General features: G+C 41.3%; 23 protein-coding genes. 18 read left to right on the forward strand and 5 right to left on the reverse strand.

The window, feature by feature from the left end; all coding sequences use genetic code 11:
* The first annotated feature begins 2 nt into the window (after window positions 1-2).
* The 4 genes from E3E24_RS11710 to E3E24_RS11725 are packed head-to-tail and all read left to right on the forward strand — an operon-like array spanning window position 3 to window position 7,519.
* A complete protein-coding gene (locus E3E24_RS11710; RefSeq protein ID WP_167885187.1) occupies window positions 3-947 on the forward strand; it encodes a hypothetical protein in 945 nt (314 codons plus the stop codon).
* On the forward strand, window positions 944-4,702 hold the full coding sequence (gene cobN / locus E3E24_RS11715) for a cobaltochelatase subunit CobN (protein WP_167885188.1): 3,759 nt from the start codon (window positions 944-946) through the stop codon (window positions 4,700-4,702). The genes E3E24_RS11710 and cobN overlap by 4 nt, the downstream gene beginning before the upstream one ends.
* Window positions 4,678-6,600: a VWA domain-containing protein gene (locus tag E3E24_RS11720; RefSeq protein ID WP_167885189.1), complete on the forward strand. Its 1,923-nt coding sequence runs from the start codon at window positions 4,678-4,680 to the stop codon at window positions 6,598-6,600. Before cobN ends, E3E24_RS11720 begins: the two co-directional genes overlap by 25 nt.
* A gap of 4 nt (window positions 6,601-6,604) precedes the next feature.
* Window positions 6,605-7,519 carry a hypothetical protein gene (locus E3E24_RS11725; protein WP_167885190.1) on the forward strand — a complete coding sequence of 305 codons (915 nt, stop codon included), beginning with the start codon at window positions 6,605-6,607 and terminating at the stop codon, window positions 7,517-7,519.
* Here the strand turns inward: E3E24_RS11725 and E3E24_RS11730 are convergent.
* A complete protein-coding gene (locus E3E24_RS11730) occupies window positions 7,516-8,280 on the reverse strand; it encodes an NAD+ synthase (protein ID WP_167885191.1) in 765 nt (254 codons plus the stop codon). The genes E3E24_RS11725 and E3E24_RS11730 overlap by 4 nt on opposite strands.
* A gap of 47 nt (window positions 8,281-8,327) precedes the next feature.
* Window positions 8,328-9,392 carry a 2,3-butanediol dehydrogenase gene (locus tag E3E24_RS11735; protein ID WP_167885192.1) on the reverse strand — a complete coding sequence of 355 codons (1,065 nt, stop codon included), beginning with the start codon at window positions 9,390-9,392 and terminating at the stop codon, window positions 8,328-8,330.
* A 119-nt stretch (window positions 9,393-9,511) separates the two neighbouring features.
* Between E3E24_RS11735 and mobA the strand changes: the two genes are divergently transcribed.
* The gene (gene mobA / locus E3E24_RS11740; RefSeq protein WP_167885193.1) at window positions 9,512-10,087 is read left to right on the forward strand and encodes a molybdenum cofactor guanylyltransferase MobA; all 576 of its coding nucleotides are present in this window, start codon (window positions 9,512-9,514) and stop codon (window positions 10,085-10,087) included.
* A 17-nt stretch (window positions 10,088-10,104) separates the two neighbouring features.
* On the opposite strand, the gene E3E24_RS12915 is transcribed toward mobA, so the two are convergent.
* From E3E24_RS12915 to E3E24_RS11750, 3 genes are all read right to left on the reverse strand, one after another.
* Window positions 10,105-10,242: a hypothetical protein gene (locus tag E3E24_RS12915; RefSeq protein ID WP_240912107.1), complete on the reverse strand. Its 138-nt coding sequence runs from the start codon at window positions 10,240-10,242 to the stop codon at window positions 10,105-10,107.
* Window positions 10,243-10,364: 122 nt separating this feature from the next.
* Window positions 10,365-11,027 carry a GNAT family N-acetyltransferase gene (locus tag E3E24_RS11745; protein WP_240912108.1) on the reverse strand — a complete coding sequence of 221 codons (663 nt, stop codon included), beginning with the start codon at window positions 11,025-11,027 and terminating at the stop codon, window positions 10,365-10,367.
* Between the two features lie 29 nt (window positions 11,028-11,056).
* Window positions 11,057-12,016 (reverse strand): tetratricopeptide repeat protein, encoded by a 960-nt coding sequence (locus E3E24_RS11750; RefSeq protein WP_167885194.1) that lies wholly within the window; start codon window positions 12,014-12,016, stop codon window positions 11,057-11,059.
* Window positions 12,017-12,137: 121 nt separating this feature from the next.
* Between E3E24_RS11750 and E3E24_RS11755 the strand changes: the two genes are divergently transcribed.
* The 13 genes from E3E24_RS11755 to glmM all read left to right on the forward strand — a co-directional run bounded on the left by E3E24_RS11755 (window position 12,138) and on the right by glmM (window position 23,001).
* Window positions 12,138-13,061 (forward strand): ribonuclease Z, encoded by a 924-nt coding sequence (locus E3E24_RS11755; protein ID WP_167885195.1) that lies wholly within the window; start codon window positions 12,138-12,140, stop codon window positions 13,059-13,061.
* Complete coding sequence (locus E3E24_RS11760) at window positions 13,039-13,719, forward strand: TraB domain-containing protein (RefSeq protein ID WP_167885196.1); 681 nt, start codon at window positions 13,039-13,041, stop codon at window positions 13,717-13,719. The genes E3E24_RS11755 and E3E24_RS11760 overlap by 23 nt, the downstream gene beginning before the upstream one ends.
* A 19-nt stretch (window positions 13,720-13,738) precedes the next feature.
* Complete coding sequence (locus E3E24_RS11765) at window positions 13,739-13,915, forward strand: zinc ribbon domain-containing protein (RefSeq protein ID WP_240912133.1); 177 nt, start codon at window positions 13,739-13,741, stop codon at window positions 13,913-13,915.
* Window positions 13,916-13,968: 53 nt separating this feature from the next.
* Complete coding sequence (locus tag E3E24_RS11770; RefSeq protein WP_042679281.1) at window positions 13,969-14,148, forward strand: KH domain-containing protein; 180 nt, start codon at window positions 13,969-13,971, stop codon at window positions 14,146-14,148.
* A gap of 1 nt (window position 14,149) precedes the next feature.
* Window positions 14,150-14,737 carry a site-2 protease family protein gene (locus E3E24_RS11775; protein ID WP_167885197.1) on the forward strand — a complete coding sequence of 196 codons (588 nt, stop codon included), beginning with the start codon at window positions 14,150-14,152 and terminating at the stop codon, window positions 14,735-14,737.
* An 80-nt stretch (window positions 14,738-14,817) separates the two neighbouring features.
* Window positions 14,818-15,387: a glucose-6-phosphate isomerase gene (gene pgiA, locus E3E24_RS11780; protein ID WP_167885198.1), complete on the forward strand. Its 570-nt coding sequence runs from the start codon at window positions 14,818-14,820 to the stop codon at window positions 15,385-15,387.
* A 123-nt stretch (window positions 15,388-15,510) separates the two neighbouring features.
* Window positions 15,511-15,978 carry a hypothetical protein gene (locus E3E24_RS11785; protein WP_167885199.1) on the forward strand — a complete coding sequence of 156 codons (468 nt, stop codon included), beginning with the start codon at window positions 15,511-15,513 and terminating at the stop codon, window positions 15,976-15,978.
* On the forward strand, window positions 15,975-16,619 hold the full coding sequence (locus E3E24_RS11790) for a hypothetical protein (protein ID WP_167885200.1): 645 nt from the start codon (window positions 15,975-15,977) through the stop codon (window positions 16,617-16,619). The genes E3E24_RS11785 and E3E24_RS11790 overlap by 4 nt, the downstream gene beginning before the upstream one ends.
* 92 nt (window positions 16,620-16,711) lie before the next feature.
* The gene (locus tag E3E24_RS11795; protein WP_206204912.1) at window positions 16,712-18,115 is read left to right on the forward strand and encodes an ADP-specific glucokinase; all 1,404 of its coding nucleotides are present in this window, start codon (window positions 16,712-16,714) and stop codon (window positions 18,113-18,115) included.
* A gap of 131 nt (window positions 18,116-18,246) precedes the next feature.
* Window positions 18,247-19,431, forward strand: coding sequence for a mannosyl-3-phosphoglycerate synthase (gene mpgS, locus E3E24_RS11800; protein ID WP_167885201.1), 1,185 nt, complete (start codon window positions 18,247-18,249; stop codon window positions 19,429-19,431).
* An 8-nt stretch (window positions 19,432-19,439) separates the two neighbouring features.
* The gene (mpgP, locus tag E3E24_RS11805) at window positions 19,440-20,177 is read left to right on the forward strand and encodes a mannosyl-3-phosphoglycerate phosphatase (protein ID WP_167885202.1); all 738 of its coding nucleotides are present in this window, start codon (window positions 19,440-19,442) and stop codon (window positions 20,175-20,177) included.
* Window positions 20,174-21,556 (forward strand): mannose-1-phosphate guanylyltransferase/mannose-6-phosphate isomerase, encoded by a 1,383-nt coding sequence (locus E3E24_RS11810; protein WP_167885203.1) that lies wholly within the window; start codon window positions 20,174-20,176, stop codon window positions 21,554-21,556. The genes mpgP and E3E24_RS11810 overlap by 4 nt, the downstream gene beginning before the upstream one ends.
* A gap of 71 nt (window positions 21,557-21,627) precedes the next feature.
* Window positions 21,628-23,001 (forward strand): phosphoglucosamine mutase, encoded by a 1,374-nt coding sequence (gene glmM / locus E3E24_RS11815; protein WP_167916057.1) that lies wholly within the window; start codon window positions 21,628-21,630, stop codon window positions 22,999-23,001.
* Window positions 23,002-23,260 lie beyond the last annotated feature (259 nt).

The following is a 23,260-nucleotide window of genomic DNA, read 5'->3' on the forward strand; positions in this document are numbered from 1 at the left end:
AAGTGGAATTGCTGATAATTTCAGCTGGAATTGCATTCAATTTCCTAAAGCGCTCTGTCCCCGGGTTACTTATTGGGATATTCATAGCTGAGCTTCTAATCGAGAAGGGCATAGTGGAGAAAGTATCATTCATTGGTAAACCATTTGTTAAACTCTCAAACCTACCAGCAGAGTGTGCATTAACCTTTGCAACAGCTTTTTTGAACACGAGAGCCGCTAATGCCATGCTTGTGGATTTTTATAGGGAGGGCAAAATTGGAAAGAGGGAACTCTACATTGCCTCGCTCATGAACGCTTTTCCAGCAATGGTTAGGCATTGGAACTCGCTAATTCCTATCCTCTTGGCTACACTCGGAAGGCTTGGCTTGCTCTACTTTGGAATTTTGGTTTTCATAGGACTAATCCAGACAACGGTTTTTGCAGTGGCTGGGAAGATTTTGATTAAAAATCCAAGAAAAATGAGCAATCCTCAAAATCAGAGGAGAGAGAAAAAGCCTTTTAAAGATGTCTTAAGAAATGCTTTGGCAAAAACAAAGAAAACTTCAATCCCAATTCTGAAGACTATGATTATAGTGACTTACATAACGGCCCTGCTCATAGCGGTTGGATTTTTCAATCATCTAAGTGACCTTGTGAGGAACTTTGCAGAGTTCTTACCATTTTCGCCAGAGGAGCTGAGTGTGGCCCTAAGTGCAATGGCTAGCAGTATAGCAGCCTATACTCTCGGCGCAAACCTATTAAAAGCTGGTTTAATAAGTGAAAAAGCTCTAATAAGGGCTCTTCTTCTCGGTTCAATTTTCGCAAATATAACCTTCCTAAGGGTGTTGATTCCCTATTATGTCGGGCTTTATGGTCCAAAAGATGGAACAAAGCTCATGCTCATCTCAATGATAACGAGGAGCGTGATTATCTTGTGCATTATCGCTGTTGTGGGGGTGGTGTTGTGATATGTTTAATCATAGGTTATGGAGCAAGGGCTTTGCCTTTGCTTCAGGAAATCCTTAGAGAAGAAGGAATAAAGGGAATTGTGCTCACTGACCAGAACTGTGAGAGGGAGCTGGATAAGGTAGAGACAGCTGAGGTAATCTTCATCTATGCCCACGAGCTTCCCGAAATAGTAGAGGAGAAAATTAAAGAGAGCAAAGCTAAAGTCATCGCATGTGCTGGGCTTGAAAGCCTAGCCAACGTTCCAGAAGAAATCCTAATCAAAGCGAAGACGTATTATGTCCTTGGAGGCGAGAAGAATCTCAGAAATCTGGTCAGATTTTTAGCAAGCTTATCTGGAGAGGCAATTGAATACGAAGAACCGGAAGAAGTTCCTATGCACGGCATCTATCACCCGAATTTTGGAGTTTTTGAGAGCTTGGACGACTATTTAATGGTTTACAAGAAGAGGCCGTTAGTTGGAGTTCTTTTCTGGAGGAGTGCCTGGCTTTATAAGGAATTTAAACCAATTGGAGAGCTCATCAAAGCCCTTGAAGAAGAAGGCTTTGGTGTAATTCCAGTGTTTACCTATGGGAAAGACTCGACGACAGGGCTTGGGAGAGAGAAGAGCGAGGCTGTTGAAGAGTTCTTCATGAAGGATGGAAAGCCGATTATAGATGCCCTCGTGAGCTTAATTTCCTTCGGCACGGTTGATTTAAAGAATCTGCAAAAGCTCAACGTTCCAGTTTTTGCTCCGATAAGGTCTTACTACCAGTCCCTTGAAGGGTGGAAGAAGAGCGAACAAGGCGTTGACTATATGACTCAGGTTTATGGAGTGATAATCCCAGAGGTTGCGGGAGCAATTGAGCCAATTTTCATAGCTGGGACCAGAAACATTGAAGGCTACAAGGTTGGAGAGCCTTACGAAGAGCACATGAAATATTTAGCCAAAAGAGTAAAGAAGTGGATCGAGCTCAGGAAGAAGCCAAAAAGCGAAATTAAAATTGCTATAGTCCTAATAAACCCTCCATGTAAAGGGCTTGAGGCAAACATAGCGGTTGGACTTGGTTTGGATGTCCCGGAGAGCATCGTTAGACTTCTGCACAAGCTTAAGGAGGAAGGCTACTACGTTGGTGAAGATTTGCCAAAGAATGGGGAAGAGCTGATAAAACTAATTTTGGAGAAGAAAGCGATAAGCGAGTTCAGATGGACAAGCGTTGAGGAGATAGTCAAAAGCGGAGGAGCAATTGACTTTGTAGGCTTGGAGGAGTATCTGGAGTGGTTCAACGAGCTTCCGGAGGATTTGAAGGAAAGAATCATCAAGGACTGGGGAAAGCCAGAGGATGTCTTAGCTGGGAAAGTAGACAAAGCATTGGTTGGAATGGTCTACGAAGGGAGATTTGTCGTTCCGGGAATAAGGTTCGGAAACGTCTTCATAACCCCTCAGCCAAAGTTCGGCTGTGCTGGAGCTAGGTGCGACGGAAAAGTTTGTAGAATTTTGCATGATCCAACAATAGTCCCACCGCACCAGTGGTGGGCAGTGTATAGGTGGATAACGCGCAAATTTAGGGCTGATGTAATGATACACTTCGGAACCCACGGCTACTTAGAGTTCAGACCTGGAAAAGGCGTTGGGCTTTCTCCTTCATGCGTTCCTGAGGCAAGCTTAGATGACGTTCCGCACTTATACGTTTATGTAGTTTCAAATCCAATGGAGGGCGTTATTGCTAAGAGGAGAGGCTACGCGACGCTTATAGACCACATCTATCCTCCAATGGGGATGGCTGAAGTTTTGGATGATTTGGATTCTCTCCTAACCCAGTATGCAAAGGCAAAGAGCTTGGGAGATGAGGCAAGGAGAAAGAAAATTTATGAACAGATTCTGGAGAAAGCTAAGGAAAACAAGCTGAGAATAACGAATCCAGAAGATGAAGAGCAGACGATAGAGGAAATACACCGCTACGTTGAGCTGATGAGAGGCTCTCAAATAAATCTTGGCCTTCACATCTTTGGACATCCACCAAAAGAGCCCGAGAGATTGGCGGAATATATTGCCACGGCAATGGCCTATGATTCTTACGCTTCCCCTTCAATTAGGCGCGTTATAGCTGAAGTAGTAGGCTTGGACTATGACGAGATAAAAAAGAACCCCTTGGAGACGACAAATGGATTTACGAACAGAGAACTGTTGGAGATCTTCCACAAGATAGCCATCAAGAGCTTAGAGCGTCTGCTTAGGGGAGAAAGCTTTGAAGTTATTGAGGAAGAGATTGAAAAGTTTGGATTCAAAGTTAAGGAGAAAGAAAAGCTTGAAGAAACGTTTAAAAAAGCCCTTGAAGTTGCAGAGAAAATAATTGAATGTGAAAAAGAATACGACGGCTTCTTGAAGGGACTGAGTGGAGAGTATGTAGAGCCTGGTTCGTCGGGAGCGATAACGAGAGGAAAGTTTGAGATTTTACCGACGGGGAGGAACTTCTATGCAGTTGATCCAAGGACTCTACCAACTAAAGCAGCATGGCAGATAGGAGTTGAAACTGCTGAAAAACTTTTGAAAGCTTACAAAGAAAAGCATGGGAAATATCCAGAGAGTGTTGGACAAGTTCTCTGGAGCATAGACGGTTATAAGGCTGATGGAGAGCAGATAGCCCAAATTCTCTATTTGATTGGAGTTAGGCCGGTTTGGAAAGGAGATGTAGTTGCTGGGCTCGAAGTAATTCCCTTAGAAGAGCTCGGAAGACCAAGGGTTGATGTTCTGGTTAGAATAAGTGGAATCGTGAGAGATACACTGCCGAATTACATCTATCTAATTGATGAAGCCATAGAGAAAGTTGTTACGCTGGATGAACCCTTAGAGATGAACTACATCAAAAAGCACTACGTTGAGCACATTAAAAAGCTCATTGAACTCGGCAAGAGTTTTGAAGAAGCCCAAAGGTTCGCAAGGTTTAGAGTTTTTTCAGCTCCACCTGGTGCCTACGGGGCTGGAGTAAATTTAGCAGTTGAATCATCGGGCTGGAGGAATGACGAGGATTTAGCTAAAGTGTGGGTTCAGTGGAGCGGCTATGCTTATGGAAAAGATGCCTTTGGCGTTGAAGCTCATGAATCATTGGTTTTGAACTTAAGAGAGGTGGATGTAATCAACAGAAACCACATAAGTGATGAGCACGACCCGACGAACTGTTGCTGCTATTTTGCACATCACGGGGGCTTTAAGACGGCTGTTGATGCCTTAACAGGCAAGAACGTTGAAGTGGTTCAGACAGACACAAGGGACATAAGCGATGCCAAAATAGTTGACATGAAAGTTGAGCTTGAAAGGGTCGTTAGGGCAAAGCTCCTCAATGATAGGTGGATTGAGGAAATGAAGAAGCATGGCTACAGAGGGGCTAGTGAGTTCTCCAAGAAGATTCTTCACTTATACGGCTGGGAGGCAACGACGAAGCTCGTTGAAGATTGGGTTTTTGACGAGATAGCACAGAAATACGTTCTAGATGAAGAAATGCGGAGATGGTTCGAGGAGCACAATCCTTACGCTATTGAGGAAATTGCAAGGCGTTTGATTGAAGCTTATGAGCGCGGCTTATGGAAGACGAGTGATGAATTAATTGAAAAGCTCATGGAGGTCTATTCCGAGATTGAGGGAATTTTGGAGGAGAGTCTTGGTGAAGGGGAAGTTCAAGGTGGGACAATTGAAATCTACACAGCTGAGGATGACGAACACTGGAGTGAAAAAATTGAGGAGGTGGATAAAATATGGAGCCTCGTGAAAAACGCTTAGTCTTTCCATTCTCTGCAATAGTCGGGCAGGAAAAGGCTAAATTAGCTTTACTTTGTGTAGCCGTTAATCCGCTAATTGGTGGTGTCTTGCTTAAAGGAGATAAGGGGACGGGGAAATCAACCTTAGTTAGGGCTTTGGCTAACGTTTTGCCAGAAATTGAGGTCGTTGATGGCTGTCCCTTCAACTGCAATCCGAGGAATCCTTTGGAGATGTGCGACAGCTGTTATGAGAGATATGAAAATGGGGAAGAGTTACCCACAGCAAAGAGGAAGATGCGCGTTGTGGACTTGCCCTTGAGCGTTACGATAGACAGATTGGTTGGAACAGTTGACGTTGAGCGCTTTTTAAAAGAGGGCAAAAAAGCTCTGCAGCCGGGAATACTTGCGGAAGCAAACAGAGGGGTTCTTTACATTGATGAAGTGAACCTCCTAGATGACTACATAGCTGATTCACTCTTAGATGCTGCGGCAATGGGATGGAATACAATAGAGAGGGAAGGGATTTCCTTTAGGCATCCAGCAAGATTCATCTTAGTTGGAAGCATGAACCCAGAGGAAGGTGAGCTCAGACCTCAAATCCTCGATAGATTTGGTTTATGCGTCGAGGTAAGCGCTCCAATGAACCCAGAGGAGAGAATAGAGATAGTTAAGAGAGTTGAAGAATTTCATGAAGATCCGATAAGCTTCTATAAGAAGTTTGAGAGCGAAGAGAAAAAGCTTACGGAGAGGATTGTTAAGGCAAGGGAGATTCTGCCCAAAGTTGAGATAAGCGACGATTTGCTGAAGCTTTTGGCTGAAACAGTCGTTAATTTGGGAATTAAAACCAACAGGGCTGAGATAGCCACGATAAAGACAGCCAAAGCAATAGCTGCCCTAAACGGAAGGAGAAGGGTTTCACTGGAAGACTTAGAGAAAGCTATGGAATTGGCTTTACCGCACCGCTTGAGGGATAAGCCCTTCCAAAAGCCACCCCAGATGAGGCCTCCAAAGTCTAAAGATGATAAGGAGCACAATCATGACCACAAACACGACCATAAGCATGAGCACAAGAAGGAAGAAAAAAGTGAAAGGAGAAACCCGGAGTCTCGAAGTCAAGGGATTGGGAATTTAGAGCAGAATTTTCGCTCAAGTGAAGCTAAAATCCCAAGGATAGAGAGTAGAAACTTTGATGAAAGCGAATTCACAGGATACCGCTCCTCAAGAGACGTCAGCATTACAGTGGTAAACTTTCCAAAGGGAATTCCCGTCTCTTACGTTCCCCCCAAAGGTGAAATAAGGGATGTTGATTTTTACAACTCGGTTATTTGCGCTGTATTGAATGGAAAAAAGCCTCCGATAAAGCTTGATTTAAACGACCTTCGCGTTAGAGTCAGGAAAGCAAAAGCTCCTACGCTCTGGGTTTTGCTCTTGGATTCAAGCGGAAGCATGGCTGTGCAGAAAAGAATTAGCATCGCGAAGGGAATAGCGGAGAAATTGGTTGAGAACGGCTACATCAAAAAGTCAAAGATGGCTTTGATAGTTGCAAAAGGTAATCAAGCGGAAATATTCGTTCCACCTACGAAGAACTACTGGGAAGTGCTTGAGAAAATAGAGAGCGTTCCAACTGGAGGGAGAACGCCTTTGAGTTCGGCCCTCTATAATCTTCTTCTGCTTGCCGAACGTGAGAGGAGAAAAGACAAGTCCCTGAAAGTTAGGGCATTCTTGATAACTGACGGAAAGGCCAACGTCCCACTTTTTGGAAAGCGAATTAAGGATGAAATCATTGAGCTGGCAAAAGCTCTGAGGAGAAAGGGAATAGAACTTAATATCTACGATACGAGGGGAAGAGGAATAAATCCAGGAATTTCGTATGTTCCAGTTTTGAAGGAAGTTGCAAACGCTAAAGTTTACAGGGCGTGAGAGCTTGGACTTTTTGGGGCTCTACCTAATTTCAATAGCCTCAATTACTTTTGGGTATATTTTAGCCGAGACTCTAAGTGAGACTAACCTGATAAAGCTCATTGGGGCTAAAACTTCCAAGATAGCAAAGCTTGGCATTCACCCGGCTCTGACGCCAGTTCCAGCGTTGTATTTGGTTAGCCCAAGAGTTGCCCATGCAAATGCCTCTGCCTTGTTGAAAGAAGGGTTAATTGAGCCAATTGACCTTTACATAGCCATCCTTGCTTCAAATCTCTCGTTGAGGGTTATGTATATTTATCGCTATTATTTACCCGTGCTTCTACCTCTCTTGGGGATTGTAACGCTTTATTTCATTGGTTTGAGGATTCTCTTTGATTTTCTTCTTGTTTTTGTTGTTTTGATGATTGGACGTAGGAGATACAAGGGTGTAAAAGTCAACGGCGAGAATAACAAAATTAAGCTTAACTTTTCAAAGAAGGCTTTCAAAAAGGGATTAATCAAGGGATTAAAAGCCTCACTAAACTTTGCTTTAAGGTTTACGCCTCTTTTCCTCTTGGTTGTCTTTATGCTTAAGTCGGGTATCTCAGATAAGATGACTCTTGTTTTATCTCCCATACTTGGAAAGCTTGGCTTAGACTCTTTGGGTATCACTTACATTACAACCGCTATCTTCAGCCCGAGGGCTGCTTATGGAATAGCAAAGATAATGCTGAGCCATAACTATCCACTGCAAGAGGTTTTAGCCTGCATGTTCCTTGGGAATGGATTGTTTGTTCTCTTCAATGAAAGCTGGGTTAGGATTTTGCCATTTTATTCTGGACTCTATCCGAGGGAAGTGACTTTAAGGCTTCTATTTCTTCAAGCTGGATTATCTTCTCTTTACAACATCTTTTTGGCAATTGTTCTGCTTAAACTCTAAAATTCTGGTCCTATTGGTAGTCTTCTTTTGTGTTCGGTTTTCTTTATTAGGTTTTCAACGTGTTCGACTTTCTCGATTGGAATATTCAACTCCTCAGCAATTTTTTCTTTTGGCATTTTCAAGTCAACTAATCTGTAAAGAATTTCATCTAAAAGTCTGTAGCTTATGCCGAGTTCATCCTCGTCTGTCTGCCCAATCCAGAGGCCAGCAGTGGGCTTCTTCTTAATAATCTTCTCTGGAACGCCTAACCTCTTAGCAATCTCCCAGACTTCAGTCTTATAGAGGTTTATTAATGGAGCATAATCACTCGCCCCATCGCCCCATTTAGTGTAGTAGCCAGTCAAAAGCTCGCTCTTATTACTCGTGCCCAAGACGAGAAGATTGTACTGGTTTGCGTGAGCGTAAAGTAAAATCATTCTTGTTCTTACCATTATGTTGCCTTTGGTAATCTTGTCCGGCTCGAAATCAATGCTCTTTTCAAAAGCATCAACAATTGGCTTGATGTTAATGATTTTGTAGTTAATTCCAAGAGTCTCACAAACTAATTTCGCATCTTCCACGTCTTGATTCTCGTAGTATGGCATTATCAAGCCAAGAACCTTCTCCTTCCCCAAGGCCTTCACTGCAAGGAAAGCAGTAGTAGCACTATCAACACCACCACTAACACCAACCACTACACCCTCTACCTTGGCTTCATCAACCTTCTCTCGAATAAAAGAAAGCAGCTTTGTAATTACCTCATCATAGTCAAGTTGCCTCATTGCAATCACCCCTAAGGTGATATAAAATAAAAGAAAGCTTTAAACCTTTACATTTCAACGGCAAGTATCTTCACGTGTTTATCTCTGTTTTTTATGAGCTCCTCGAAGCCTTTCTCTATTATTTCTTCCAGCTTAACCTTTGAAGTTATTAGAGGTTTAACATCAACTCTCTTTGATGCAACTAAAGAAATTCCCCTACAGAAGTCATCGGCGCTGTGGGAGACCGATCCAATTATACTTTTTTCTCCAACTACAAGTCCTTTAGCATCAAAAGAGGTTAGGCATTTAAAAACTCCCAGAGCAACTGCTCTACCGCCTTTTCTTATGCTCTCTACAGCAACCTTGAACGTTTCGTTTAGTCCGACACACTCAAAGCTGACATCAGCTCCAAGTTCTGTCTCTCCTCTTATCTCTTCAATAACTTCCTCAATACTTTTATCACTTGGATCAATTGCTATATCGGCACCGATCTCCTCTGCCTTCTTTCTCCTTGCTTTGGAAGGCTCTACAACAATTATTTTCCCTGCTCCAGAAGCTTTTGCAACCAAGAGGACACATAAGCCAATGGGTCCAGCACCAATTATCACTACGCTGTCACCGGGCATCAGCTGAGCCTTTTTAACAGCTCTAACGCCGACTGAGAGCGGCTCAACTAATGCACCCTCTTCAAATGAAACGCTATCCGGTATTTTGTATGCCTGATATGGCCTGACTAAGGCATATTCGGCAAAACCTCCGTCTTCACTTAGCCCCGTTACTCCAAAGTTTACACATAGGTTTTCCATACCTCTCTTACAGAAGTAGCACTCGCCGCAGTGAATTACTGGAAAGACAGCAACCCTATCACCTACTTCAAAGCCTTTAACTCCTTCTCCGACCTCAACAACTTCGCCAGCAAATTCATGACCAATGGTGACTGGAGCAGTTTTTCCTGTGAGGGGGTGGGGCTCTTTGGTTGGTATAAAAATTGGGCCATTTAGATACTCATTTAAGTCTGTCCCACAGATGCCACAGGCTTTTACTTTGATTTTAATGAAGCCTGGCTTTATACTTGGCTCTCTAACTTCTTCGAGCCTTAGGTCTCTCTTCCCGTACCATCTAACCGCGAGCATTTTTTTCACCTGGCATTCATGAACAAAAATTCATGGATTTAATTCTTTCCCTTTAATTCTTGAAGAAATGACAACCCAACTTTTTTATACCCCTTGCTATGTAGGGGGATGCGAGGAAGATGATAGCGGCAGTACTGGCTGGTGGAAAATCCCGAAGATTTGGTGAGAATAAGCTACTCTACAAAGTTGATGGAAAACCTATTATCATGCACACCATAGAGCGGTTGCTGAAAGCTGAGGATATTGATGATGTAGTAATTGTTACATGCCAAGAAAAAAAGGAAGACTTTGAGGCATTAGGGTTTAGAGTTCTGATTGATGACCTTTTAGTTGGGCCGATTGGGGGCATTTTTGTGACTCTAAAAGAGGTTGGCGATGCCTTCATTGCGGCTGGGGACATGCCACTGATAAACCCAAAATTTGTGGACTACATTGTTGAGCGCTTTTATGAGAGTAAATCTTTGGCATGCATCCCAATGTGGGTAAATGGATATATAGAGCCGTTGCATGCTGTTTACTCCAAGGATTTTCTCCCCATTTTAAAAGAGCAGATAGAGAAAGGAGAGTACATGATTCGAAAAGCGATAGAGAGGGCAAATCCTTGTTATATTACGATTGATGACCTTCCTGAAGAATTTAAAGAGAGCTTCTTTAACATAAACACGAAGCATGATTTAAAACGTCTTTTGGGTTGAGCACAGCGATAGGGTTTTCACAGTGTCTTCGCAAGAATGACAAATATGTCAAGGACTTTGGGCTTGAAAGCTCCAATTTTTTCAAGGTCTTTTTCTGAGATTGAAGTCCTAATCTCTTTAAATCCTAACTCCTTTGCTCTACTTCCAATCTGCAAAATAAGCTTTTCAGCGTCTTCTCCCCATGCATATAACGTTGCAATGTCTTTTCCAAAGAAGCTTCCCTCAAGGATATAATAGCTCTCTCTGATTTGTCCGCTCTCAAAGTAAAGAACATCATCTACCCAGCTATTCTATCCTTGAATGGTGTGAACCAGTGATGATAAGAGCTCTGAAATTTTCCGAGAATTATTTCTTTGTCTTTGACTTCTTCCCAAGAGAACTCTCGAACGCTAAATTCGGCTTTAACATCTTTATTCGGAAGCATTGAGAGGTTGAGACTGATGAAGCAGCCCTTATGAAGAATGTCTTTAATTCCAACTTTTTCATAAAATCCTACTGCTTCTTTCTCTGGTGTAACTGTTAAAAGTCCACATTTCTCTTTTCTTGCAAGCTCTTCAGCTGCTTTTACAAGTTCTCGTCCTATTCCTTGTCCTCTAAACTCCCTGTGAACTTCAAGGACATCTATGTGGGCTATCTTCTTGATTCTTCCATTTATGCGCTCTTCGCTTATGAACAGCTCTAATTCTCCAACAATTTTGCCTTCAATTTCTGCTACCAGTGGAATCTGTCCGTTAAGAAGGAGGTTATTCAAATGAATGGCACATGTTTCAATACTCATCCAAGGTCCACCGTGCAGATACCTTTCCTTGAGGGTTAAATTATCGTAGAAATCTGCTTCTCTTCTCTGTCCATTTTCGTAGTGATACCACTCTTCTACATCGGAGCAGTGGACTTTTACAATCCCATTAGTATCTTCAAGCTTGGCAATCCTAATCTTCATTCCATCACCAATGAAAATTGAAAAAAGAATCAAAGCTCAGCTTCGCCTAAAAATTCGAGTAAATCAAGCAGCCTTCTGTCTTTAACTTTAAGCACTGCCTCACTTACTTCTTCCCTCCCAACCTTGCCATCTTTGAACAGTGCAATTGCTTTAATGCCCTCAAAGAAGTCCTTTAGCTCCGGAATGGCATTGGCGAACATATCAATGTTATTGTAAATTATCTCGAATTCATCTTCGATCATGAGCTGCCAGATTACGTCAATTAGTGCATCAAATGCAATATCGAAGTACTCCCCTTCCTTAGCTTCTATCATAGCATAGAGGCACTCCTGTAGAGCAGCTTCATAGTTGTCCTGCTCTTCAAATATTTCTTCAAATGCTAAGTGAATTTGGGCTTTGAGCTGGGGTTTGTCAAGAACCTTTGGCAAAATCTCGGCTAGTTTTGCTTTTGCTGTTGGAATGTCTCCTTTCTCAAAAGTTACGTATGCTCTATAAATCTGGATGTGGAGCACATCTTCATCTCTTCCAAGTTCTTTCAGAATCTCTTCTGCTTTCTCCATTAGTTCGAGTGCTTTGTCGTATTCCATTAGTTCCTCATGGATAAGTGCCATGTTGTAGTAAACCTTTGCGATGTTTTCCTTATTTCCTTTCTCTGTCTCTTCTTCAAGTATCTGTCTGTAAAGATCAAGAGACTTCTCGAGATTTCCAATTAGGAAGTATAAATCTGCTAGGTGATATTTAGCTTCGAATGTGTCTTCCTTCTCAGCGAGCTTTTCGAATTCTGATATTTTATCAATTTCAAGGAATTCGAGATAATAGTAAACAACCAACTTGTATAGCTCAGGATCTTTACACTCTAAGGCTAATTTCTCAGCTTTTTCGAGAACCTCTTTTAAGTCCTCTTCGCTGAGCTCGTCAACCTTATAGTACAAAAGGCGTGCAACCTTTTTGCAGTCCTTTTCTTCAATTGCTTTAAGAATCTCCTCCATACTTTCACCCCTAATATTTTTGGAGTTTTGAATATTTAACCTTATGGACTAATTCTTTCGATTGATAATTTGGAACTAGATGGAGCGATAACCTTTTTACCTCCCCTCCCTACTCTAAATCATGCTTGAAGTTATATTTTTGGGAACCGGCGGGATAATGCCAAATAGAGAGAGAAATGTTCCTTCAATAGCTCTGCGTTATAATGGTGAGATTATACTTTGGGATGTAGGGGAAGGAACTCTAAGACAGCTCAACATCGCTAAGCTCAGTCCAATGAGGATTGAAAAGATTTTCATAACTCACTTTCATGGAGACCACTATCTTGGCTTGATGAGCCTAATTCAGACGATGACTCTTTGGAATAGAGAAAAGCCTCTCCACATTTATGGTCCAAAATATACCTTTGAATTTATACAAAACTATTTGAAGAGCGGCTTTTTTGCTCCGAGCTTTGAAATTCATGTCCATGAGCTTGGTGAGACAAGGTTAAAATTTGGGGATTATGAAATTTGGAGCTTTAAGGTTGAACACGGCATTCCAGCTTTGGGTTATGTATTTAAAGAAAAAGACAAGCGTGGAAACTTTGATTTGGAAAAGATTAGCGAGCTCGGCTTAAAACCCGGTCCTTGGATGAAAGAGCTTGAGCTTAAGGGAAATATTGAGATAAACGGGCAGATTATTTACCTTGAAGATGTCACTGGGGAGAGGAGGAGAGGAGTTAAGGTTGTTTACACGGGAGATACAGAGCCTTGTGGGAGAGTTAAGTTATTCTCAGAGAGAGCGGATTTGCTTATCCATGAGGCAACTTACCTAAGCGATGAAGAGAGAGGAGAGAGTTACCACACGACGGTGAGCGAGGCATGTGAAGTTGCAAAGAAGGCTAAAGTTAAGCTTTTGGCTTTGTTCCATAGGGCACCGAGATATGAATATGATGAATATCTCCAAAAAGCGAAGCAGTTGTGTAGCCATAAATTTATAGTGCCAAAAGATTTTGATAAAATAAGCTTCAAGGGTGAAAGTTATGAGTTATCTTCGATACGTTAAAGTCATTGGAACGATGCACGTCTCTCCAGAAAGCAGAGAGAGAGTTAAGAAAACAATATTAGAAGAAAAACCGCATGCAATAGCTATAGAGCTTGATAGAAGGAGATTTTATGCAATACAGAATCCTCAAAAGATGACATTTGGAGATGCAGTTAAGTACGGGAGGAAAGGAATTATTCAGTATATCCTAACAAAAGTTGAGGAAAAGCTGGGAGAAGAGTTTGGTATGATGCCCGGTGGGGAAATGATGGAAGCAATAAATCTGGCGGGACTTTTGGGAGTTCCTTTATATCTCATCGATGAGGACATAAATGTTATAACAATGAAGATCCTCAAAGCACCTTTTAGAGAGAAGCTTTTACTTCTTTTGGAAAGCTTGGCAGTTTTTATGCCCTTACCACTTAAACGCGAGGAAAAGGATATTATTATGGATTTTAAAGTCATGATGACTCAGTTTAAAATGAGATATCCCTATCTGTATCGTGTTCTCCTCGAGGAGAGAAACGAGATAATGGCTAGGAATTTAATCGCCATTGTGGACAGTTTAAAAGCAAATGGGGTTAAAAAACCTAAAGTCGTTGCAGTCGTTGGTTTGGGACATAAGAAAGGTATAGAGAAGATATTGAACTCGCATAAGGCTTTTATATCGCCAAGATGATGTAGTTTTGGTGATAATTATGGAAAGGCAACAGTTAAGATGCCCGTTATGTGGCGGAACAGATTTTCGAGTTGAAGAAGGAAAGCTCGACAGTAAATGGGGGTTTACAGCTCATAAAGTGAAGATAGTCATCTGCAAAAACTGTGGCTATGTTATGATGTTCTACAAAGGAAGAACTATCTGGGACTTTGATTGAAGCAAGTGTTAAGGTTTATATTTGGACGGCTTAATGTACTTTGGGGATGAGAGATGATAGAACGCTTAAAGCAGATGCTTCGCGTTGATGTGATAGACGTTGAATACTCTGGGGACAAGATTATAGTGTATGTTCCAAAAGATCAGGTAAGAATTGCTGTTGGAAGCGGAGGTTCTGCTGTAAAAGCTGCAGAGCTTGTCTTGGGAAAGAAGATTGAAATCAGGGGGAGATAATGTGACTCTTAGAGATTTTAGGAAGCAGGAGCTTGAAGATTTGGCGGTTTCATATATAGTGTTGCTAATTCTGTTCTCAAACTTTGAGCTAAAGAACATGCCTTATGTAGCTTTGGCTGTTTTGACGGCTTTTGTTTTCCATGAATTGGCTCATAGGCAGGTTGCGAAGAGATATGGGTACGTAGCTTTTTACAAGCGATGGGACACTGGAATTTTAATAGCCCTCTTGCTTGGCATAGTGGGGAAGATAATATTTGGTCATGCAATATTTTTTGCCGCATTAGGGGCTGTTTACATCTATGCCCCTTATCAGTATTGGGAGGATAGAGAAGCAGAGGGATGGATAAGCTTATCTGGACCTTTGACAAACATAATAGTTGGAATAGTCGCTTTAATTTTGCTGAAGACGTTATCGCTTCCACTTCATGCAATGATATCCTTGTTCTACACTGCTATAGTGAACTTCTGGATAGCGTTCTTCAACCTTTTGCCGTTTCCACCTCTCGATGGCTACAAAGTCCTCAAGTGGAACGCTGGCTATTGGGCTGTTGCAATTGGGGTAGCGTATATTCTAAGGTCTCTGGTTTGATTCCTTTTCAACACTTCCGGTGATACACAAGGGAAAAGTTAAAATACTTGCTGCATTAGGCTATATTAGAGGTGATGCTGATGTACAAAGAGCCATTCGGTGTTAAGCTCGATTTTAAAACTGGAATAATTGAAAATGCCAAAAAGTTAGTGAGAAAGCTGAGCGACATGAAAGGGTATTTCCTTGATGAGGAGGCATGGAAAGAGCTTGTAGAAAAGGAAGACCCAGTTGTCTATGAGGTTTATGCAGTTGAGCAGGAGGAGAAAGAGGGAGATTTAAACTTTGCAACAACTGTTCTCTATCCAGGAAAAGTTGGAAAGGAATTCTTCTTCACAAAGGGTCACTATCATGCAAAGGCTGATAGAGCAGAAATCTACTTTGCTTTGAAAGGAAAAGGTGGAATGCTTTTGCAGACACCGGAGGGAGATGCGAAGTTTATTGAAATGGAGCCCGGGACAATAGTTTATGTTCCACCCTATTGGGCTCACAGGACAGTCAATACGGGGAATGAACCCTTCATATTCTTAGCTGTTTATCCAGCTGATGCTGGTCACGACTACGGAACGATAAAGGAGAGGGGCTTTTCAAAGATAGTCGTTGAAGAAGACGGTAAGGTTATTGTTAAAGACAATCCAAAGTGGAAAGATTAAATTGTCTTGTTTTGAATTTCCTCTTACTTCTTCTAAGTTGTGATAAAATTGTTCATGAGAGAAATATTTATATATAACTTTAGCAGATAGTGTAATTGAAACTTTCTCTTTGGAGGGGGGCGAATGCAAAGAAGAATAGTAAGTTTGATTATTGGAATTTTGTTTTTGGTAAGCTTGCCACAGAATAACAAGGTTTCAGCAGATTACGCAGTTTCGTGGAATGTATATGACGGATGGGGCTATGTTATTCTATGGGACACTATTCCAAATCCGGATAATCCAGATTTGACATATATTGCATATGAGGTCTATACTCAATTGGATCTAAGATGGGAACTTATTGGATGGGTTAGACCAACAGTAAAAGTTGATACATTAGATACAGGGGAAGGTTGGGTTTATGTGGGATCAGGAGGCTTTTACCTTACTTCAGGATGGTTTAAGTTCTATGATGAGGCCGGCTACATTATCAATGCATATACGGACCAGCCAGTTTATGCTAATGCATTTTCTTGGGATTATCCAAATATTGGGGTAGATACTACATTTAGATTCTCTTGGACTTATGAATACAGGGGGTATAGTCCATGAAAAAGTTAATGGTGGTATTGGTTTTTGTGTTTGTTATACTTTTGCCTTTAAGTTACTCTTACTTAACCTATAAACCACCATCAATTGACAAAATGAAAGATGAATTGGATTTGATAGCATCTAAGGATATTGTTTGCAGTGAGAAGGGTAAACTAATAAATCCTAACTTGACAATAGTGTATTATCACACAGTTAAGAAAATTGGAAGTAACTACATTGTTTATAAAGATGCGAATTTTTCAACAGGACGTAGGCTTCAATTGTACTTAACTATAAACAAAGATGGATACTCGGGATATATTCTAGTAAATAACACTGAGAAATATCCTCTGACAGATTCTAACTTTAGAAGATTCTATTTAATTCCTCTTCAAGAGTACATTTCCTATATCGAGAATAATGGATGCATAATTGGATGGAAACGTGGACTCTCAAAGTTAACTGATGTTAAAGTTGTTTCTCCATCACGTCTTCAGTCCCTTACAGGTGTTAAAGAATACAGGTTCACCGCAAAATGGGGAAGTGCCAATGTTGAAATAACAACAACATCAGAGGGCATTCCTATAAAAATTGTTCAAAGATTTCCTGAGGGATCATATATAGTGTCAAGGCTATACCTAATTAATGACGAGTCAAGTTAGTCTTTTTAGATATTTTATTTTTTCCTCAGAATATCCTTTTAGACCATAACCTTTAATTATTTCTGTTTTTGTAGCAATATTTGGTGATAGGAATGAAAGAAAGCCTAAAGGAAAAAATTAGACTCTGGAAGGGTCTTTATGTTAACGCGTTTGAGAATGCAACAAACGCGTTGCCGAGAGTTAGAGGGGTTCTCTTAGCTTACAACACCAACATTGATGCAATAAAATATCTTGACAAAGAAGACCTCGAGGAGAGAGTTGAGAAAGTTGGAAAAAAGAGGGTTTTTGAGCTGATGGAAAATCCTCCTGAGAAAGTTACTTCCCTCGAAGAGCTTTTCGCTGGAATTTTGAGGAGCATTAAGCTTGGAAAGGCTATAGAATGGTTTGTCGAAGACAAAGGTGTGCGCAATTATTTGAGAGAATGGGGCTGGAATGAGCTTAGGATTGGTGGACAAGCGGGAATAATGGCCAATTTGTTGGGTGGAGTTTACAAAGTGCCAACTATAGTCCATGTTCCTCAGAATCCAAAGCTCCAAGCTGAGTTATTTGTTGACGGTCCAATTTATGTTCCGGTTTTTGAGGGGGGAGAATTTAAGCTTGTCCATCCTAAAGAAGCTGTGAGAGAGAACGAAGAGGAGTTAATTCACTATATCTTTGAATTCTCAAGAGGATTCCAAGTGTTTGACATAGTTGCCCCAAGAGAAAACAGATTCATAGCAAATGCTGATGACTATAACGCTAGAGTCCACATAAGGGATGAGTTTAAGGAGCACTTCAATAAAATCGTTAAGAACGTTGATTTAGCAATAATAAGCGGTCTGCAAGTTTTAAAAGAATTCTATGAAGATGGAACTACATACAGAGATGTGCTTAGTAAAGTTGAAGCTCAGCTTGATGTACTCAATGAGAGGAAGGTTAAGAGCCATTTTGAGTTTGCCTACACTGCAAACAAGAAAGTCAGAGAGGCTCTCATTAACTTACTGCCAAAATTCACGAGTGTTGGGCTGAATGAAGTTGAGTTGGCATCTTTGATGGAAATAATTGGAGATGAGGAGCTTGCAAGAGAAGTGCTTGAGGGCTATGTGTTCTCAGTTATAGATGCAATGCATCTTCTCATGGACGAGACTGGAATTCAAAGAATTCACTTCCACACCTATGGCTACTACATGGCATTGACTCAGTACAGAGGTGAGGAAGTTAGAGATGCTCTTCTATTTTCGGCATTGGCAGCTGCAGCTAAAGCAATGTACGGCAGCATAGAAAACTTGAGCCAGATTAGGGATGCTCTAAGTGTGCCAACAAATGAAAGAGCTTTCTTCATTGAGGAAGAACTTGAGAAAGAGTTTGGTGAAGTTGAAAATGGAGTAATTGATATGACCGACAGACAGCTAACATTTATACCAACGAAAATAGTTGCATCACCGAAGAGCACTGTTGGAATCGGAGACACTATCTCAAGCTCAGCCTTTGTTAGCGAATTTGCTATGAGGCGCTGATCTCTTTCCTTCTTTGGTAAATTTTATATACGTGGATTTACTAATAATTCATGGAGTCTCATTTGGGGTTTAAGGGCTCTTCAGTGGTTTTCAAAGGCTAGATTTCATTCTAATCATCTGGAGGTGATAATATGCTTTTAGAAGCTCCCGTTTACAAGGAAATATTCGGAGCTGTTAAGATTTATGAATTGCAAAAGCTCCTCAAAATGGACACTGAGACAGAGGAAGTGCCGATGTTTACTGTCATGAACATTCCGAGGGAGGACATTTACCGCACACTGGGAGAGATGGCAGTTGTTGTTCCAATGAAAAACGAAAAGCTGCACTTGGTTGATGGTGTTTTGAAGGCAATACCCCATAAGTGTCCTATAATCATAGTCTCGAACAGCAAAAGAGAGGGCCCAAATAGATACAGACAAGAGGTTGATTTGGTTAGGCACTTCTACAATTTGACTCACTCAAGGATTATCATGGTTCATCAAAAGGATTCTGGAATAGCCAAGGCATTTGAAAAAGTCGGCTACACTGCAATACTTGATGAGAAGGGAAATGTTAGGAGCGGCAAGGGTGAAGGAATGGTTATTGGAATTTTACTTGCAAAAGCTATTGGCGCAAAATACGTAGGATTTGTTGATGCCGATAACTACATTCCTGGAGCTGTTAATGAATATGTAAAAGACTATGCTGCTGGCTTTCTTATGAGTGAGAGTGAATACACGATGGTTCGTCTTCACTGGAGGCACAAGCCCAAAGTTACAAGGGGTAGCTTGTATTTCAAGAAATGGGGAAGGGTAAGTGAAATCACAAACCGCTATCTCAATCAGCTAATCAGCGAGCAAACTGCCTTTGAGACTACGATAATGGTCACCGGCAATGCTGGAGAGCATGCGATGACCATGAAGCTGGCTGAGATAATGCCATTCTCAACTGGCTACTCAATAGAGCCATATGAGATAGTCTATCTTCTTGAGAGATTTGGAAGATGGGAAGGGGTTGAGGAGTATCAAGATGTCTTTGATCAGGGGATTGAGGTATTCCAAATTGAAACTCTCAATCCGCACTTCCATGAGGATAAGGGACAGAGGCATGTGAAAGAAATGATTTTGATGTCTCTGGCAACCATTTATCACTCAACTTTAGCTTCAGAGAGCCTCAAGAGGAAGATACTTGAGGATTTAAGGATGCACAGCATAATAGGTGAAAACGAAGAGCCACCGAAGCCAATTGTAATGCCACCGATTAGGGATGTAGATGTGAAGAAATGGATGAGAATCGTTGAGAACAACTCTGAAACCTTACTCAAACTCGGTTTGTAGGTGATCCAATGAGAGTGATATTCCTTGATCTCGATAGGACTTTAATTGGAGACGATTACTCACCAGAACCAGCTAAAGCTGTGGTTAATGAATTAAAAAGGAGAGGCTTTGGAATAATCTTTAATTCGTCAAAGACCAGAGCTGAGCAGGAGTATTACAGAAAAGCCTTAAATGTTGAGGATCCCTTCATAGTGGAGACTGGGAGTGCAATATACATTCCAAAGAAATACTTCCCATTTAGTTTCAATTTTACGAGGGAAGTGGGAGAGTACTTTGTCATAGAGCTTGGCGAGAAATATGGAGCCATCAAAAAAGTCCTCGATGATCTTAGTGAAGAGTTTGGCTTAAAATATTATGGAAACTCAAGTATTGAGGAAGTTATGGAGTTCACAGGGCTTCCGAGACATTTAGCAGAGCTTGCAATGATGAGAGAATATTCAGAAACTATCTTTCGTTGGAAAAGTGAGAAATTCATTGAAGCAATTAAGTCTAAAGGTCTTAAGGTTTCAAAGGGAAGCAGATTTTACAACGTTCATGGAAACACAGACAAAGGAAAGGCTGCGTATATTTTGCTGCTCCTTTATTCTAAGTTCTTTGGAGATATTGAATCTTACGCTGTTGGTGATGGACTCAACGACTTCCCGCTCTTTGATGTTGTTGATAAAGCTTTCATAATTGGAAATCTAAAGCATCCAAATGCTGTAAATATCAGTTCAATAGAAGAATTATTGGAGGTGATAAAATGAAGACGCTGGTTTTGGCTGGAGGAAAAGGAACTCGCTTATGGCCACTAAGTAGAGAATTAATGCCAAAACAATTTATAAGGATATTTGATGATACCTCACTTTTCCAAAAGACAATAGAGAGGGCTCTACTTTTCTCAAAGCCAAAGGAAATTTTCGTAGTAACCAATAAAGAGTATCGTTTTAGAGTTTTTGATGAGCTTAGGGATATGGGCATTGAGATTCCAAAGGAAAACGTCCTCCTCGAGCCGATAGGGAAGAACACCCTCCCAGCAATTTACTGGGGGCTGAAAACAATCCATGAGAACTTTGGAAAATCAAAAGTCGCTGTTTTGCCATCAGACCATCTAATTGATGCAAATGAAAAATACATCAAAGCTTTTAGAACAGCAGAAAAACTTGCTGAGAACTACTTTGTAACATTTGGAATCAAACCTACAAAGCCCCATACTGGCTACGGTTATATAAAGCCCGGAGAGAAATTGGAAGGCGGTTATAAAGTTGCTGAATTTAAAGAAAAGCCAGACTTGGAGACTGCGAAAAAGTATGTTGAGGAAGGTTACTACTGGAACAGTGGAATGTTCATGTTTGACACAGAGCTTTTCATTGAAGAGGTCAAAAGATTGGCTCCAGAAATCTACAATGCATTTGAAGAGGCCAAAAGCATCGAGGAAGCTTATGAATTAGTTCCAGATATCTCAGTTGATTACGGGATCATGGAGAAGACTGACAAAGCCGCAGTTGTGCCATTGAATGTTTACTGGAACGATTTAGGAAGCTTTGATGCAATCTACGATGCATTCGAGAAAGATGAAGACGGGAATGCAGTTAAAATTAGAGGATTAAAGGCAGATTACATAGGAATAGACTCAAAGAACAACCTCATAATGACCGAGCGCTTAACGGCAACAGTTGGAGTGAAGGACTTAATCATAATTGACACTGGAGATGCACTGCTCGTTGCTCACAGAGGGGAAAGCCAGAAGGTTAAGGAGGTTTACAAGAAGCTCAAAGAGAAGGGTGACGAGAGGGTTATCGTTCACAGAACAGCTTACAGACCATGGGGAAGCTATACTGTCCTCGAAGAAGGAGACCGCTACAAAATCAAGCGCTTGACAGTTCTGCCTGGTAAAAAATTGAGCCTCCAGATGCACTACCACCGCTCAGAGCACTGGGTCGTTGTTAGGGGAACAGCAAAGGTCATAGTTGGGGATAAGGAAATCCTCCTGAGACCTGGAGAAAGTACATTCATCCCTGCTGGGGTTAAACATAGATTAGAGAACCCTGGAAAAGTAGTTTTGGAAGTCATTGAGACCCAGATAGGTGAGTATCTCGGTGAGGACGACATAGTAAGATTCCAAGATGACTTTGGAAGGGATTGAGATGGAGCTTTTTTGCTTTTAGCCTTTTTTATAAACATTAAAATCCAAGAAACTGCGAAAAGGTGATGGAAATGGGAAAGCTGTTTGGAACATTTGGAGTCAGAGGAATTGCAAATGAAAAGATAACTCCCGAATTTGCTCTTAAAATAGGAATGGCATTTGGGACTCTACTAAAAAGAGAACAGCCAGACAAAGAGCTTTGGGTCGTTGTGGGAAGAGACACAAGAGTGAGCGGTGAAATGTTGAAAAACGCTCTAATCTCTGGGCTTTTGAGTGTTGGAATAAATGTTATTGATGTAGATATTGCTCCAACTCCTGCAATTCAGTTCGCATGCAGATACTTTGGAGTTGATGGCGGGGCAGTGATTACTGCATCTCACAATCCTCCGGAATACAATGGGATTAAGCTTTTAGAGCCAAATGGATTGGGTTTAAAGAAGGAGAGGGAAGCTGTTGTGGAGGAGCTATTCTTCAAGGAAGAGTTTGATAGAGCAAAGTGGCACGAAATTGGCCGCTTGGAGAAGAGAGACATAATAAGACCTTACATCGATGCAATAAAGTCTAAGGTTGACGTGGAGGCAATAAAGAAGAGAAAGCCCTTTGTAGTGGTTGACACTTCAAATGGTGCCGGCTCGTTAGTTCTGCCCTACCTACTTAGGGAGCTTGGCTGTAAGGTTGTTAGCGTGAATGCTCACCCAGATGGCCACTTCCCAGCGAGAAATCCAGAGCCAAACGAAGAGAACCTTCAAGGATTCATGAAGATTGTCAAAGCATTGGGGGCAGATTTTGGTGTGGCTCAAGACGGAGATGCAGACCGTTCAGTGTTTATTGATGAAAATGGGAACTTCATTCAGGGAGATAAAACCTTTGCACTAGTTGTTAAGGCAATGCTTCAAGAGCACGGTGGAGGCTTGGTTGTTACAACAATAGCAACCTCACACATAATTGATGAGCTTGCAAAGCAGTATAATGGAAGAGTTCTCAAAACAAAGGTCGGTGATTTAATAGTCTCGAGAGCTTTACTTGAGCACAACGGTTTGATTGGCGGAGAAGAGAACGGTGGTGTAATTTTCCCAGACCATGTCTTAGGCAGAGATGGAGCAATGACTGTGGCAAAGATAGTCGAGATATTTGCAAAGAGTGGAAAGAAGTTCAGCGAGCTTATTGATGAACTTCCTAAGTTCTATCAGGTGAAGACAAAGAGACACATTGAGGGCGATAGGCATGCAATAGTTGGAAAAGTTGCCAAAATTGCAGAGCAGAAAGGCTTTAGACTCGACACAACCGATGGAACAAAGATCCTCTTTGATGATGGCTGGGTTTTAGTTAGAGCTAGCGGAACAGAGCCAATAATAAGAATTTTTGCAGAGGCAAGGAGTGAAGAAAAGGCTAAAGAATATCTTGATCTGGGACTGAGCCTTTTGGATGAGGCTTTGAAGGGTTAATTTTTCCAAACTTTTTTATTCTGCCAAAAATTTTTATGGTATATAATCGAATCTTTTTTCATATATTGTGGAGGGGGAATTCAATGAATGTGACTACTGTATTTATAAATGCTTTAGCTGTTGTATGTTTGGTGTTGTATCCTGAAATTTTTTCGCGGATGTCATACAGCACTCACCCCCCTGAACAACCACCACAACTTCAACCCAACAGGAGCCCCCCTCAAATAAACCCTACCAGGAAAATCATAACCCAAACCCC

Source organism: Thermococcus sp. LS2, assembly GCF_012027375.1.
Taxonomy (GTDB): domain Archaea; phylum Methanobacteriota_B; class Thermococci; order Thermococcales; family Thermococcaceae; genus Thermococcus_B.